At 65.2% G+C, this 14,400-nt stretch carries 12 protein-coding genes and 1 pseudogene; 10 read left to right on the top strand and 3 right to left on the bottom strand.

The features are described 5' to 3' along the window. The first annotated feature begins 398 nt into the window (after window positions 1–398). Window positions 399–749 (top strand): hypothetical protein, encoded by a 351-nt coding sequence (locus tag ASC76_RS25720; RefSeq protein ID WP_162247111.1) that lies wholly within the window; start codon window positions 399–401, stop codon window positions 747–749. A gap of 14 nt (window positions 750–763) precedes the next feature. Here ASC76_RS25720 and ASC76_RS10915 read toward each other — a convergent pair whose 3' ends face one another. Further along, on the bottom strand, window positions 764–3,280 hold the full coding sequence (locus ASC76_RS10915) for a winged helix-turn-helix domain-containing protein (RefSeq protein ID WP_162247112.1): 2,517 nt from the start codon (window positions 3,278–3,280) through the stop codon (window positions 764–766). A 1,463-nt stretch (window positions 3,281–4,743) separates the two neighbouring features. Between ASC76_RS10915 and ASC76_RS10925 the strand changes: the two genes are divergently transcribed. Together ASC76_RS10925 and ASC76_RS25320 are read left to right on the top strand one after the other, a co-directional pair. Continuing rightward, the gene (locus tag ASC76_RS10925) at window positions 4,744–6,333 is read left to right on the top strand and encodes a hypothetical protein (protein ID WP_157615554.1); all 1,590 of its coding nucleotides are present in this window, start codon (window positions 4,744–4,746) and stop codon (window positions 6,331–6,333) included. Window positions 6,334–6,365: 32 nt separating this feature from the next. Then, complete coding sequence (locus tag ASC76_RS25320; RefSeq protein ID WP_157615557.1) at window positions 6,366–6,749, top strand: hypothetical protein; 384 nt, start codon at window positions 6,366–6,368, stop codon at window positions 6,747–6,749. A 258-nt stretch (window positions 6,750–7,007) separates the two neighbouring features. On the opposite strand, the gene ASC76_RS26190 is transcribed toward ASC76_RS25320, so the two are convergent. Both ASC76_RS26190 and ASC76_RS10930 read right to left on the bottom strand, forming a co-directional pair. Next, the coding region (locus ASC76_RS26190; RefSeq protein WP_235580418.1) for a class II aldolase/adducin family protein at window positions 7,008–7,250 on the bottom strand (243 nt) is incomplete at its 5' end. A gap of 1 nt (window position 7,251) precedes the next feature. After that, window positions 7,252–7,826: pseudogene (locus tag ASC76_RS10930) on the bottom strand (aldolase); the annotation flags it as partial. A gap of 461 nt (window positions 7,827–8,287) precedes the next feature. On the opposite strand from ASC76_RS10930, the gene ASC76_RS10935 reads away from it, so the two are divergent. From ASC76_RS10935 to ASC76_RS10965, 7 genes are read left to right on the top strand one after another with little or no spacing between them, the layout of a single operon-like run. Further along, on the top strand, window positions 8,288–9,142 hold the full coding sequence (locus ASC76_RS10935) for an STAS domain-containing protein (protein ID WP_056467291.1): 855 nt from the start codon (window positions 8,288–8,290) through the stop codon (window positions 9,140–9,142). Between the two features lie 5 nt (window positions 9,143–9,147). After that, the gene (locus tag ASC76_RS10940; RefSeq protein WP_056465385.1) at window positions 9,148–9,537 is read left to right on the top strand and encodes an STAS domain-containing protein; all 390 of its coding nucleotides are present in this window, start codon (window positions 9,148–9,150) and stop codon (window positions 9,535–9,537) included. After that, window positions 9,527–9,925 (top strand): anti-sigma regulatory factor, encoded by a 399-nt coding sequence (locus tag ASC76_RS10945; protein WP_056465386.1) that lies wholly within the window; start codon window positions 9,527–9,529, stop codon window positions 9,923–9,925. The genes ASC76_RS10940 and ASC76_RS10945 overlap by 11 nt, the downstream gene beginning before the upstream one ends. 28 nt (window positions 9,926–9,953) lie before the next feature. Beyond that, a complete protein-coding gene (locus ASC76_RS10950; RefSeq protein ID WP_056465388.1) occupies window positions 9,954–10,943 on the top strand; it encodes an anti-sigma regulatory factor in 990 nt (329 codons plus the stop codon). Between the two features lie 12 nt (window positions 10,944–10,955). Further along, window positions 10,956–11,828 carry a sensor histidine kinase KdpD gene (locus ASC76_RS10955; protein ID WP_056465390.1) on the top strand — a complete coding sequence of 291 codons (873 nt, stop codon included), beginning with the start codon at window positions 10,956–10,958 and terminating at the stop codon, window positions 11,826–11,828. Continuing rightward, window positions 11,825–13,807, top strand: coding sequence for a response regulator (locus ASC76_RS10960; RefSeq protein ID WP_056465392.1), 1,983 nt, complete (start codon window positions 11,825–11,827; stop codon window positions 13,805–13,807). The genes ASC76_RS10955 and ASC76_RS10960 overlap by 4 nt, the downstream gene beginning before the upstream one ends. After that, entirely contained in the window at window positions 13,788–14,132 is a 345-nt protein-coding gene (locus tag ASC76_RS10965) for a response regulator (protein WP_056465394.1), read from the top strand. The genes ASC76_RS10960 and ASC76_RS10965 overlap by 20 nt, the downstream gene beginning before the upstream one ends. Window positions 14,133–14,400 lie beyond the last annotated feature (268 nt).

The following is a 14,400-nucleotide window of genomic DNA, read 5'->3' on the forward strand; positions in this document are numbered from 1 at the left end:
TCGAGCCTGCTAACTGCCTGCGGCGGTGGTGGCGAGCCCGGTCCTGAGGGGTCGACGGAATCGAGCCTTCTGGCGGCGACCACGCTCCTTGATGACGACGGCGGCATCATGCCTACAGACCCTTTCGCCGTTCCAGCGAATGCGTCGACTGGGTACCGGCGGCGGTACGCCACACTGGAACAAGCGCGGGACCTGCAACGCGCCTTGGGCGCGGAAGCGCGTTGGGTTCATGTCGGCTGCTGCGGGGCGGCGGAAGCCGCAAACGCTGTCGCGGCAGCCTTGGCCTCCGACACCAACGCGTCGCCCGCCCTGCTCGTGAGCGGTGACCCGCGGTCGGCAGCCGAAGTGCTGGACCTCTTGGTTGCCGGCGGTCGTGACCGAGTTTGGTGGGTAGCGCTGTGACGGCCCGTTCCGCGTTGCGTCTCGCGTTCGCCGCATCCGGCCGTCGGTCCGAGCCGCGACAGAAGAACCGAACGCTGTACCTTCGCCTCCTTACCTGGGCATTCGCGATCTTCAACTCGGTGCGAGTAGTCGCGTACCTGCCGACAATTTTGGCCATCTATTCGAGCGGTGACTCGAGCCAGCACTCGCTGTGGACTTGGGTGACGTGGGCCGGCGCCAATGCGACCATGGCAGCGTGGCTCTACGAACAAAACGGCCAGTGCGCCAACCGAGCCATTGCGGTGAGCGTGGGCAACGCGATTATGTGTATCGGGACTGTTGCCCTTATCGTCGCCTACCGAATTTGACTCGAGAAGGAGACTTAGCCGAGGGCCAGTTCAACTGCGGCTTCATCGCTGAGCGATTCACCTACCGAACGCCAGCGCGCGAGATCCGCAGGACCTACGTCCGCGCGCGCGATTTCGTTGTCCAAGCGTGCGCGGAAGGCCTGCGTCAATGGATGCGGCATTTTTCGGGCAAGGTTTTCTTGGAGCCGCGCGGCCGCATCAATGGCGACGGCGTCGTGCAATCGTCCGCCCGCCAGGCAAAGCATTGCGAGCGACTCGGCGCTGTACACACCAATCGGACTGGCAGCGATCTCTCGGCGACGAGACCGCATCATGAGCAGCGCCTGGTCGAGTCGGCCGAGCGCAGCCAGCGCGTAGGCGGTCCAGCAGATTGCGAAGATGAACGTGCGCGGCAGGTCAGGCCGCGCGACGATGGTCGCTCCCAGTTCCGCAGCTTCTTCGAAGCGCCCCAGGATGTCGAGATACATCACTAGGTTCGACTCGCACGTCATCAAGGGCAAGACCTCATCAGGCGCACTGCGAAGGACTTCGCGCTGCTTGCGCAAGCAGACTACGGCCTGCTCGATATTATTCCGGTGCTCATGAATCATCATTTCGACCGTCAAGCGCAGACCACGAAGGTAGGCCGGGTCATTTGGTCGTTCCAGACCCAGCAATTCGGCGTGAATTGCCTGCGCCGCGTTCAGTTCGCCTTGTCGCGCGCGCGTGAATCCGAGCGCCGCCAAAGTCACTTGCAGACGGCGTCGGAATCCGGCGGCGCGGGCCTTGGCAACGGCCTCCATCTTGATGAACAAAAGCTCGTCTTGGCGCATCCCCGCCTGTACCCCAAGCGTGCCAAGGCGCCACAGCACGTTCACCTGCGCGCTTGCCGGTGCTTCTTCGAGGCGGGCACGCAAGGTCTGCAGGATGGGCACCAACTCCGAGGTCAACCCCAGCTGCACATACAGTGAAGCGGCTGCGCCAGCCAAGCTGATCGCAGTCGGAGCATCACCGATGTGCATCGACCATTCAAGTGCGGCGCGGGCATTGTCGATTTCCGGTCGCAGGCGCTGCGTTACTTCGCTGGCCGTTGCGGTCGCGTGGTCTCCCCACCTCGACTCGTCGACGCTTGCAAAGAGGTCACTGACCGCGTGGGAATGGCGCGTACGCCGACTTGAGGACTCGCCGGCCGCGTCGAGTTGCTCTAACGCGAACAGGCGGATCGTTTCTAGCAGTCGATAGCGCACCGGTTCGCCGAGTTCCACACTGATCAGGGACTTGTCGACGAGCGCCGAGACTGCTTCCAGGACCGCCCACTCGTCCAGCTCGGAACCACCGGCGTCACGCGCAACGTCCTGCGCCAATTCGAGCGTGAAGCCACCGATGAACACCCCCAGGCGCCGCAGAACGGTCTGCTCGGCACAGCTCAGCAACCCATGGCTCCATTCCAACGCCGCTCTGAGCGTTTGGTGGCGCGGTGCGGCATCGCGGATTCCCCCCGTCAGCAGGCGCAATCGGTCGTCAAGCCGCTCGTGCAACCCCTTGACCCCCAACAGCTTGACGCGCGCAGCAGCCAACTCGATGGCGAGCGGCAGGCCATCGAGCTGCCGACAGATGTCACCCACTGTTGCGCGGTTGCTCGCGTCGATTCGAAAACGTCGGTCAATCGCCCGTGCACGCTCGGCGAACAGGCGAATCGCACCAAAGCTCTCATCGGGTACGTCGTGCGTGCCGGGTACCGCCAACGGTGAAACTTGGAACACCCGTTCCCCCGAAGTCCGCAACGCCTGCTGGCTCGTGACAAGCAGATGAACTTCCGGCGTCAATCGACGCAGTGTCGAGACGAGGGCGCCGGTCGCGTCCAGGAGGTGCTCGCAGTTGTCCAGAAATAGCAGCATCGAGCGGCCCCGAAGTTCTGATGCGAGTTGCTCGGCCGAGCGTGCATTGCCCAAGGCGACCCGCGTCGCCTGGGCCACGGCCTGCGCGAGCTGCCCGCCTTCCCGGACCGCGGAACACTCTATCCACGCGACGCCGTCGGGCCAGCGCGACCGATGAGTTATAGCAACAGCGAGTGCGAGCCTGGTTTTGCCGATGCCCCCTGCACCAGTGACTGTCACGAGAGGATGTTCGAGGACCCACTCGGAAAGCAAGACCAGTGCGTCTTCCCGGCCTATCAACGGCGGCGGCTCGGCCGGCAGTTCCGAGATGTCACGCGGATGCATTCTTTCGAAGGCCGGAGCCGCAGCAGGCTCCAAAAGCGGGGCGACAAATCGGTATCCCCGGCCAGGTACGGTGACGATTACCCGCTCGCCAAGCACCTTGCGTAAGGCGCTGACTTGCACATAGAGATTGCCCTCTTCCACGAACGCACCCGGCCACACGACATCGAGCAGCTCGGCCTTGGAAACCGTGCGATCCCGACGCCTGATGAGTGCGTGCAGCAGGTCGAGCGCCCGCTCTCCGACCGCCACCGGCACACCGTCAATCAACAGCTCGCGCTTCGAAGGTGACAGCACAAATCGGCCAAATACAAGCGCCGGGTCGTTTTCCATGGCATTCCGAAAACTTGGCATGGTTGCGCCAAGCATGGGAGGACATCGCGCCATATTACCGAAGGGCTCGAGGGCGCTCCGCTCGGTAATTCAAAAGTCTTTGAGGCCTATGCCGGTTCTTCCCGAAAGTCGACGCATCAGCCGCCGAGCGCCGACCGGGAACGTTGATTGCCGGCGAATGCCCACTATGGAAATCTCGCGCGCCGACTGGTGCAGGCGCTTCGCGAACGCGTTGCTAGTCCTCGACGCATCGAGCAGCCCGACAGAGGCTGACTGGCTTTCCGAGGCTGCCTATCCGAGCGCGCAGCTTCTCGTCCCGGAGGAGGCCGCCGAGAAACTTGTAGGGTTGGCGGTGCGCCATCCGGGTGACGACGAAACCCCCACGCGACAGGCTCGCGGCTCCGCATAGTCTCGCTACTGATCGATCGGCAGCTCTCGCACCGAGCGCTTGATCCAACCCCCTGATCCGGCGCTGCTCAGCCATCGTGAGCATCGATCTTAGGGATGGTGATCTGAGTAGCACCTCCTACGTTAATGCAGTAGCGAAGGAGTCAGCGATGCGCACTCAGAACCTTTCCTCACCGCATGCCAAAGTTTTCGGCGGCTTGATTGCAGTAGTTGCGGTAGCTGCCCTGGCCGCTACCGCGGCGGGTTCATACGTTAGTTTAATGGGCGGAGTTTCCCCCGGAGCGAGTCACATCGCACTGTCGTTGGCTGGCCCGGCGGGCGCTTCGCTCGATTCATTTGCCTCGCCAGACCGCGACCCTTCCTTGCCTGCGGCAAGTGCCGTATTTGCAGAGTCGACCACCACCATTGCGCAAGTGGAGATCGCGTCCTTCTAGCCCCGGCCCTCCCTTCGATTCGTCTAGCAGTTAAGAGACTATATTTCACGCACCATGCTGCTCGCCGAAGAGTGGTACAGCTGGAGGCCGGCGAGTTGCTCGCGGTCATTGGTGCCAGCGTGGCAAGTAAGTCGATGCTGGTGCTTCTGCTCAGCTGTGCTGAAACGCGGTACCCAGGACGGTGCCGCTCAAGCAAGCCGAGCTGAGGCAGTGGCCGCGCTAAGAGCTGAGCTCGGATGCGCGTCGCAGGACACTCTTAAGGCAGTAGCGCCTCGTGTTTTCGTCGATCGCCTCTCAACGCTACCTTGGCAGACGCATCGAGTCCCGGCGTTCTGTTTCTCGCATGGGTCAAATGGGCCTGCGCGTGCCTTGGAGCAGCCGTGGCGACCGACTCTTGGTCGCCGGGCACAGCCGGCGATGTTCAGCCGCATTGCTTACGATTTGGCCCCAAGCCAGTCGAAACGGCCTACCCCTTGAAATGGCCGGCGAGTGGCCGCGCGAGGCGGGATGGATTGAAGGTTGCGCGCAAGCCGATGATCGTGGTTTGCCACTTCCAAACTTGGCGACACCCGGACCCGATCGGCGTAGACTGACTGATCCTGCTCTGGCGAGGAGATGGTCATGATCAAATGGTCAATGGTCTTCCAGATTGCTGCTCTGACAGCAGGCTCCTGGACGCTGCCGGCTTTCGGACAGGCGGCTGACGAAAAGCTGGGCAAGGTGCACTTCGAAACGTCGTGCACGCCGCAAGCGCAGCAACTCTTCGACAGAGGGATGCTCTATCAGCACTCCTTCTGGTATCGCGCTTCGCAAAACGTTTTCGAGGACGTGGCGAAGGCGGACGCGACGTGCGCAATGGCCTATTGGGGCGTTGCGCTGAGTTTGCTGTGGAACCCTCACTCCGCGCCAGCAGAAAAGAACCTTGTCGAGGGTTCAGCAGCGCTGGCCAAAGCGAACACCATTGGCGCACGGACCGAGCGCGAACGCGACTACCTCGATGCCCTGGGTGCGATGTATGCCGATTACGGCAAGGTGGATCACCGCACGCGAATGCTCGCGTACACCAAGAAGATGGAGCAACTCGCGCAACGCTATCCAAAGGACGACGAAGCACAGATCTACTACGCGTTGGCGCTTAACACCTCCGCCTCGCCAGCCGACAAGACCTATTCGAACCAGTTGAAGGGCGCAGCGATCCTCGAGGAGATCGCGAAACGCCAACCCGAACACCCGGGCGTCACCCACTACCTGATTCACCTGTACGACACCCCGGCCCTGGCTGAAAAAGGGCTCGATGCTGCACGGCGATATTCGAAGATCGCGCCTGCGGCAGCCCATGCGCAACACATGCCTTCGCACGTCTTCACGCGCGTCGGCTACTGGACTGAATCGATTGAATCGAACGCGGTATCTGCGCGCGTGGCGGCAAGCGACAGGGAGGGCCATGATCAGTTGCATGCCATGGACTACATGGTCTATGCCTACCTGCAGATCGGCCAGGACGGCAAGGCCAGGACCGTCATCGAACAGATGAAGGCTGTGAGCGGTTTCACCGAGACAGCGCTGGCGGGACCGTATGCATTGGCCGCGTCACCAGCGCGCTACGCCGTCGAACGCGGCGACTGGCAGGCCGCGGCGCAGTTGCAAGTGCGGCCAAGCCCGCTCGCCCATACGCAGGCCATCACTCATTTTGCGCGCGCGCTCGGCGCGGCGCGCTCGGGCGACGTGGCGGCGGCCAACAATGACATTGCACGGCTCGCCGAGTTGCGGGACAAGCTGCGCGAGGGACAGGATGCGTACTGGTCCCAGCAGGTGGACATCCAGCGCCAGGTTGCAATCGCCTGGGTGATGTTTGCGGAGGGGAAGTACGACGACGCGCTGAGCGCCATGAAGCTCGCTGCAGATTCCGAGGACGCAACCGAGAAGCATCCGGTGACGCCCGGTGTGTTGAAGCCCGCGCGCGAACTCTACGGCGTCATGTTGCTTGAACGCGGCAAGGCCGAGGACGCATTCGTGGCCTTCGAAGCGACGTTGAAGAAAGAGCCCAACCGACTGGGTGCTTCTGTCGGCGCCGCAAAGGCAGCCGAGAAGATCGGCGATTCGGCGCGTGCACGCGTCTATTTCGGCAAGGTCGTGGCGTTGGCGGACGGCGCCGACAAGTCCCGCCCGGAAATCGCTGACGCGCGCGACTTCATGGCGAGGAGGCCTTGAGGCGCTTCACCCCCAAGTCGTGGGCGAGCCACATGAAGTCGACCTGTGTCCTGCTGGTGCTGGTCTCCCTGGCCACGCACGCGCATGCTCAGGCGCTGCGCCTCTTCGGCTATTTTGGCGATCTCGGTGAGTGGGAGATGTCGGCCGATGTGGCCGTGAATCCTTCGGATCGAGCGAAAGAATTTCGGGGTCCGCTGCTGTTGCGTCATACAGGTGTTTGTACCCAAGACGGTCCCGAAGAGAAGTCGGGCGACATTCGCGTGAAACTGTCGGAGTCGCGGTCCGACTTGCAAGCCACATTGAAGTTCGACGGTCTGGAGTGTCGATTTTCAGGACGCTTGTCATCAGACCGGTACACCGGCCCGATGTCCTGCCCGGATCGGCGAGCGAAGCAGTTGAATGTCTGGCTGAAGTAGCTACTCGAAAAGTCGACTGTCGCAATCGGTCCGCATGGCACCGCAAGTGCTGAACTCAGACAGCGTCGCGATCGCCGATCACCGTCCTCACAAGCATGGCGAGAAGCTGCCGAAGGCCAGCGACAGCTATTGGCCGAGAGCATGAGGCTGTCGACACACGCGACTCTGGGCCACAATCTGGCCATCGAGGTGATGCCCGAATGCAAGGCGTCGCTCGCACTCATTTCATGCCCTGGTAGGCGAGTCCGACGGCGAGTTTCACCGCGGCGTCGGCAGCATCCGCCGCAGCGCCTCGAAGTAGAGGTCAGACTGCTCGCGCTCACCTTGGATCTGCCGGGCCACATGCGCGGACAATTCCTCGTTGACCCGCGCGAGCGGGCGGCCGGTGCTCATCGCCAGCACCTGGTGCATGCACACGCGCTCCAGGTAGTACAGGTCGTCATAGGCATGCGCCACGGTCGCGCCGCAGACGATGACGCCGTGGTTGCCGAGGAAGGCCACNTGGTGCATGCACACGCGCTCCAGGTAGTACAGGTCGTCATAGGCATGCGCCACGGTCGCGCCGCAGACGATGACGCCGTGGTTGCCGAGGAAGGCCACGTCCTTGCCCTGCATCGACCGCGCGATGCGCTCGCCTTCGGCCCAGTCCAACGCCAGGCCGTTGTAGTCGGCATCGATGCCGATGCGGCCATGAAAGCGCATTGCGCCTTGGCTGGAACAGGTGTCGAGCGCTCGGTCGCTGGTCAGCGTCAGCGCGGTGGCATAGGGCATGTGGCTGTGCAGCACCACCGCATGGCCTGTGATGCGGTGCGCTGCGGCATGGATGAACATGGCGGTAGGCTCGACGCGGTGGCGGCCCTGCAGCACGGTGCCGTGTTCGTCGATCAGCACGATGTCGTCGGGGCCGATCTCGCTCCAGTGCAGCCCGCGCGGGTTGATCAGGAACCTGCGGCTGTCGTCCGGCAGCGCCACGCTGAAATGGTTGCACACGCCTTCGCTCAGACCGTGATGGGCGGCCGCGCGCAGCGCGAGCGCCAGGTCTTCGCACAGCGGCTTTAGCAGGGCGGCGTCGGGCATCGGTGTCTCCGCGGTTAGGAATTCAACCGCCTCACAGCAAGTATGACGTTCCTGGAACGGTCGGCCCATCCACAGTCCCCCTCGGCAAGGCCAGGCTCGCATGACTGAGGCGCCTGGCAGCAATGCGGCGTGCTACTGGAAGCCTTCAAAGACTGGAGCGGTTCTGCTCCGGGTTTCCCGAACGTCAGCTGTGCTGCCGACAAACTTGAACGGCAGTTCTCGGACGGCTGATCGAAGCCGCCAGAGTCAGCCACGACCCGCAGCGATCCTCCAGTGAGATCCCGACGCCCGAGAGATGCCGCTCAACATGCGACTTGCCTTCGCTAAAAGCGCCGCGTTTCGCTCCACCATCGGCAAAGGGAACAGGTTCTGCCGCCGCTCCGTTTGCAACCCGTTTGTGTCTTGGGACCGTCATAATCGCGGCTGCCGCGCCGGGCGGCCTCCAACTCGACGACATGCACATGAGCGAAGAACTCCTCCTTATCGGTCAGCTTCTGGCAGACGACCGCCCCGCGATCTTGCAAGCGTGGATCGGAGAGATCCGCGCATCGGCCGGTCAGAGCACCACCACTAAAACGCTGGCCGCCGACACGGAAAAACTCATCGACGGCCTCGAGCAAGGACTGCGCAGCGGCAAGCTCGCAGCCGGTTTAGAAGGTGGCGCCTGGACGACGCTGCGGGAGACGCTGGAGGACATCTCGAAGTCTGGCGCCGCCCAGGGCATCAGCGCGGCCCAGACGAGCGCCTTCGTGCTGGCGCTCAAGCGGCCGCTGTTCGAGCGCATCCAGGCCCGGTTCGCTGACGACCCGGCGCGGCTCGCCAGCGGCGTTTGGGCGATCTCGACCCTGGTGGACAGCATTTCGCAGCACACTCTGACGACGTACCAGCGCTCCCGGGAGGCGGTGATCGAGCGTCAGCAGCAGGAGCTGCTGGAGCTGTCGACGCCGGTGGTCAAGCTGTGGGAGGGCGTGCTGGCCGTGCCGATGATCGGCACGCTCGACAGCTACCGCACGCAGCTGGTGATGGAATCGCTGCTGCAGCGCATCGTCGACACCGGCTCGGAGCTGGCGATCATCGACATCACCGGCGTGCCGACCGTGGACACGCTCGTGGCGCAGCACCTGCTGAAGACCGTGACCGCCATCCGCCTGATGGGCGCCGACTGCATCATCAGCGGCGTGCGCCCGCAGATCGCGCAGACGATCGTGCACCTCGGCATCGATCTGCAGGGGATTACCACCAAGGCCTCGCTCGCCGATGCGCTGGCGCTGGCACTCAAGCGCAGCGGCTACATCGTCACGCGCAACAAGGCCTGACCCCCATGTCCGACGGACAACAGCGGATCCCCATCCTGCGGATGGGCAAGTGCCTGCTCGTCACCATCCAGGTCGACCTGCAGGACCAGACCGCACTGGCGCTGCAGGACGACCTGTCGGCCAAAATCGACGCGATCGGCGCGACTGGCGTGGTCATCGACATCTCGGCGCTTGAGATCGTCGATTCGTTCATCGGCCGCATGCTCGCCGGCATTTCCGGGATCGCCAGCGTGCTGGGCGCGGCGACTGTGGTTGTCGGAATGCAGCCCGCGGTGGCGATCACGCTCGTCGAACTGGGCCTGTCGCTGGAGGGGGTGAAGACGGCGCTCAACGTGGAGCGCGGCCTGCAAATGCTGGCGTCCATGGGCGACGGGATCGACGCCCATGGAGACTAAGGGATCGATCCCGTTGCGCGGTGAGCCGGACATCGTCTTGTGCCGGCAGACCGTCCGCAAGCTGTCGCAGGAGCTCAAGTTCTCGCTGGTCGACCAGACCAAGATGATTACCGCGGCGAGCGAGCTCTCCCGCAACACAGTCGTCTACGGCGGGGGCGGCCACATGCGCTGGGAGATCCAGCCCCAGGGCCTGCGCACCGCCCTGCGCCTGTGGTTCGAGGACCAGGGACCGGGCATCCCGGACATCGAACGCGCGCTGACCGACGGCTGGACGTCGGGCAAGGGCATGGGCATCGGCCTGTCGGGCAGCAAGCGGCTGGTCAACGAATTCGCCATCGAGACCGCCGTGGGCGCAGGCACGTCGGTGATGATCGCCCGCTGGAAATGAGCTCGTGATTCCACACCTGGCTTGTCCCATGCTCGAGTCGAGCCAGATCGGGGATGCGCGCCGGCAAGCGGCGCGGCTGGCCACCGAAGCGGGATTCAACGACCTGGCGCTCGGTCGGCTGGCGCTGGTGGTCACCGAACTCGCCACCAACCTCGTGCGGCATGCACAGGACGGCCAGCTGCTGATCGGCCTGCGGGCCGACGCCGCGATGGCCACGATCGAGGTCATCTCGGTCGATCGCGGGCCCGGCATGCGGGACGTGGCGCGTTCGCTGTCCGATGGCGTCTCGACCGGTGGCAGCGCCGGCACCGGACTGGGCGCCGTGCGCCGTGCGGCATCCCAGTTCCTGATCTTCTCCAAGCCGGGAGCGTGCAGCGTGATCGTCGCGCGCCTCACGGCGGACAGTTCATCGCTGGCCGAGACCGCGCTGCACGACGACTCGCTCGCGTACGCCGGCATCTGCGTCGCCGCCCCGGCCGAGACGGTCTCCGGCGACGCCTGGGCCTGCAGGCGCGACGGAACCTGCGCCTCGATGATCGTTGCCGACGGCCTCGGGCACGGGCGCGATGCGGCGGAGGCCGCCGATGCGGCGATGCAGGTGTTCGCGATGCACCCCGGCGCGGACGCGCGCGAAGTCGTGGAGCGCTGCCACGCGGCGCTGCGGTCGACCCGCGGTGCCGCGCTGGCGTCAATCGACATCGACGTGGCGGCCCGATCGGTGAGCTTCTGCGGCGCCGGCAACATCGCCGCGCGCATCCTCAGCGGCGTGCAGGACCGCTCGCTGCTCTCGCAGCACGGGACGGTGGGCGTGCAGATCCGTAAGATCCAGGAAGTCGTCTACGAGCTGCCGGACCATGCGGTGCTGGTGGCCCACTCCGACGGCATCGCCAGTCGCTGGGACTTGAAGGAGGTGCCCGAATTGCTGTCGTGCGACCCGATCATCCTCGCCGCCCATCTCATCCACACCAAGCTGCGCGGACGCGACGACGCGACCGTCGTGGTGATGCAGTGTCACTAGCCGATGTCCGCCATGGCTGATGTCGACGTTTCGATCGAAAGCCTGCAGATCGCACTGGCCGAGCGCGACGCGGAACTCGAGGCGCTGCGTGCCGAGCTCGAGGAGACGAACCGCGGGGTCGTCGCGCTCTACGGCGAGCTCGACGCGCAGGCCGACCAGCTGCGCCAGGCCACCGAACTGAAGAGCCGGTTCCTGGCGTACATGAGCCACGAGTTTCGCACCCCGATCGCCTCGTTCCAGAGCCTGACCCGCCTGCTGCTCAGCCACGCCGACGGCCCGCTGACCCCCGAGCAGGAGAAGCAGATCCGCTTCATCAGCGACACCGCTGGCGAGTTCTCCGACATGGTTAACGACCTGCTGGACCTGGCCAAGGTCGAGGCCGGCCGCGTCGACGTGAACGCGGCCTGGTTCGAGATGGTCGACCTGTTCTCCGCGCTGCGCGGCATGTTCCGCCCGGTGTTGGTAAACCCCGAGGTAAACCTGATCTTCGAGGAGCCGCAGGGCGTGCCGCGCCTGTTCACCGACGACCGCAAGCTCTCGCAGATCCTGCGCAACTTCATCTCCAACGCGCTCAAGTTCACGGTGCAGGGCGAGGTGCGCGTCTCGGCCGTGCTGAACGATGACGCGACGATCACCTTCGCCGTCTCGGACACCGGCATCGGCATCGCGCCCGAGGCCCATGGCTCGATCTTTCACGACTTCGTGCAGGTCGACTCGCCGCTGCAGAAGCGGCTGCGCGGTACTGGGCTGGGCCTGTCGCTCAGCAAGCGGATCGCCCAGCTGCTGGGCGGCAGCGTCGGGTTCTCGAGCGACCAGGGCAAGGGCTCGGTCTTCTGGGTCACGCTCCCGGCGGAGCCGCCTTCCGAGGCGGCCACGGCACCATGAGCGAGGCGGTCGGGTTCAACCCCATCGATCGCGCCGACCACGTGGTGCTGGTCGTCGACGACGACCCGGTCAGCCGCTACACCACGATCCGCTGGCTCCAGCACGCCGGCTTCCAGACCCGCGAGGCGGCCAGCGGCGCGCGCGGGCTGGAGCTGGCGGACGCGTCAGTCTCGGCGATGGTGCTGGACGTGTACCTGCCGGACATCAACGGGTTCGACCTGTGCCGACAGATCCGCTCGCGCGACAGCGTCGACTACCTGCCGGTGTTGCACCTGAGCGCGGCCTACGTGACCGATGAGGACAAGGTGCGCGGCCTCGACTCCGGGGCCGATGCCTACCTCACCCACCCCGTCGACCCGGCCGTGCTGGTGGCCACCGTCCAGGCGCTGGTGCGAACGCGCGTGGCCGAGGGGGCGCTGCGGCGAAGCGAGCAGCATTTCCGCACCATGTACGAGCGTGCGCCGATCGGCATGTGCCTGCTCGACCTGTCGGGCCGCGTGATCGAGGCCAATCCCTGCATGCTGTCCATCTTGGGCCGCGCGGCCGGGGACGTGGTCGGTCGGCCGTTGAGCGAGTGGGTTCCCGGCGAGTTCCGCGAGGCCGCGCAGGCGTTCCTCGCGATCGAGGCGCCGACCGGCGAGGACTTGCAGTTCCCGCTGTTGCGCGGCGACGGCTCCACGCTGCGGGTGAACTGGTCCATGCTGCCGCTCCTGCAGCACGGCGTGCACATGATGCTGGCGACCGACGTAACCGCCCCGGTGCTGCTCGAGGAGCAGCGCCAGCTGGCCCTGCAACGCGAGCGGGCCGCGCGCGCCGATGCCGAGCGGTTGGGCCGGATCAAGGACGAGTTCGTGGCCGTGCTGTCGCACGAGCTGCGCACGCCGCTGACCACGATGATCGGCTGGATGCAGATCTTCCGGCGCGGCCCGCTGGACGAAGCCAAGCAGCAGAAGGGCCTCGAGATCATCGAGCGCAACCTCGCGCTGCAGGCGCGACTGGTCTCGGACCTGCTCGACATGTCCAGCATCAACCTCGGCAAGATGCGGCTTTCGCTGACCAGAGTGAACGTTCCCGAGATAGTTCAATCGGTCGTCGAGGCGTCGGAAGCCTCGATCAAGGACCGGGGCGTGACCGTGGACCTGCGCGTCGATGCGGATTGCCCGGTCATTCGCGCCGATCCCGCGCGCCTGCAGCAGATCGCCTCGAACCTGCTCGGCAACGCGATCAAGTTCTCTCCGCCCGGGAGCGCGATCGCCATCGCCCTGAAGCCCGAGGGCGCCGGCCTGCGCCTCTCGTTCTCGGACCACGGTGTCGGGATCGCGAAGGAGTTCCTGCCCGATCTCTTCGATCGTTTTTCGCAGGCCGACGCCGGCAGCAACCGGCGCCACGGCGGTCTGGGTCTGGGGCTTTCGATTGTGCGGCACCTGGCCGAATCGCATGACGGCGCCGTCTCGGTCCACAGCGACGGATTGGGCCACGGCGCGACCTTCGACGTCTGGATGCCGACCGCCGGCCCCGGCGGCGACGAGGCCAGCGTGGACCCCGCAGACCTGGACACTGGCGATGCGGACGCCACGCTGGCGGGCGCCTCGCTGCTCGTGGTGGAGGACGACCCCGACATCGGCGCGACGCTGTCGCTGATCCTGCGGGACCGCGGCGCCCGGGTGCGCGTGGCCACCAACTACGAGGAGGCGCTGTCCGCGTTGAAGAACGAGCTGCCGGACGTGCTGCTGAGCGACATCGGCATGCCCGGCAGGGACGGCTACGCGCTGATCGAGCAGATCCGCAGCGACGCAACGCTGCGCCATGTGCCCGCCGTGGCGATCACCTCGTACGCGCGCGAGCAGGACCGGGTCTTCGCGCTCGCGCGCGGGTTCGACGCGCATTGCTCGAAGCCGGTCCGGGCGATCGAACTGGTGCATGTGGTCCAGCGGCTGATGGCGGGCAAGGAGAACGAGCGTGCACATCCTCTTCGTTGAAGACCACCCCGCCCTGCGCTATGCCATCGCGAAGGAGCTGCGGATGCACGGCCACATCGTGCAGGAAGCAGAGAGCGCGGAGGCAGCCCTCGTCGTCCTGGCGGAACACGAGGTCGATGTGCTGATCACGGACATCGGCCTGCCCGGCGAATCCGGCGACGTCTTCGCCGCGGAGGCGCGCGCGCTGCGGCCCACGCTTCGCGTGGTCTTCGCCACCGGGCTGGAGAGCATCAGGGCGCCGAATCACCCCGACGCGGGCCCCACGGTGCTGCGCAAGCCCTACACCTGGGAAGCGCTGGAAGCGGCTATCGCGTCGGCGAGCTGATCCAGCGATCGCGTAAGGAAAAGCGCGCTTTTGCTGCGGGCAGCTTCTGGCCGAGACTCGTTCGCAATGGATCTCGCAGCAGCTCACCATCGCCAGGACTCTGACGCTTTGAGCTACGGTATCCGGCATTTCGCCTTGGTGAGCGCCTCCTCGCCAGAGGCAAACACTAGCGACTGGCGCTTGCCTAGCGACTGCCATCGCCCGGCGCCGTCCGCTCTCCGCGGAACTCTTCGAACCCGAAAGTTCTGTCGTCGCGCACGAGTATGTC

The organism is Rhizobacter sp. Root404 (genome assembly GCF_001425865.1).
Taxonomy (GTDB): Bacteria; Pseudomonadota; Gammaproteobacteria; order Burkholderiales; family Burkholderiaceae_C; genus LMDS01.

What these genes read in the sequence shown, in the direction of transcription:
- ASC76_RS10915 (WP_162247112.1), bottom strand. Translation starts at nt 3,280, where the DNA reads ATGGAAAACGACCCGGCGCTTGTATTTGGCCGATTTGTGCTGTCACCT.
- ASC76_RS10925 (WP_157615554.1), top strand. Translation starts at nt 4,744, where the DNA reads ATGATCAAATGGTCAATGGTCTTCCAGATTGCTGCTCTGACAGCAGGC.
- ASC76_RS25320 (WP_157615557.1), top strand. Translation starts at nt 6,366, where the DNA reads ATGAAGTCGACCTGTGTCCTGCTGGTGCTGGTCTCCCTGGCCACGCAC.
- ASC76_RS10935 (WP_056467291.1), top strand. Translation starts at nt 8,288, where the DNA reads ATGAGCGAAGAACTCCTCCTTATCGGTCAGCTTCTGGCAGACGACCGC.
- ASC76_RS10940 (WP_056465385.1), top strand. Translation starts at nt 9,148, where the DNA reads ATGTCCGACGGACAACAGCGGATCCCCATCCTGCGGATGGGCAAGTGC.
- ASC76_RS10945 (WP_056465386.1), top strand. Translation starts at nt 9,527, where the DNA reads ATGGAGACTAAGGGATCGATCCCGTTGCGCGGTGAGCCGGACATCGTC.
- ASC76_RS10950 (WP_056465388.1), top strand. Translation starts at nt 9,954, where the DNA reads ATGCTCGAGTCGAGCCAGATCGGGGATGCGCGCCGGCAAGCGGCGCGG.
- ASC76_RS10955 (WP_056465390.1), top strand. Translation starts at nt 10,956, where the DNA reads ATGGCTGATGTCGACGTTTCGATCGAAAGCCTGCAGATCGCACTGGCC.
- ASC76_RS10960 (WP_056465392.1), top strand. Translation starts at nt 11,825, where the DNA reads ATGAGCGAGGCGGTCGGGTTCAACCCCATCGATCGCGCCGACCACGTG.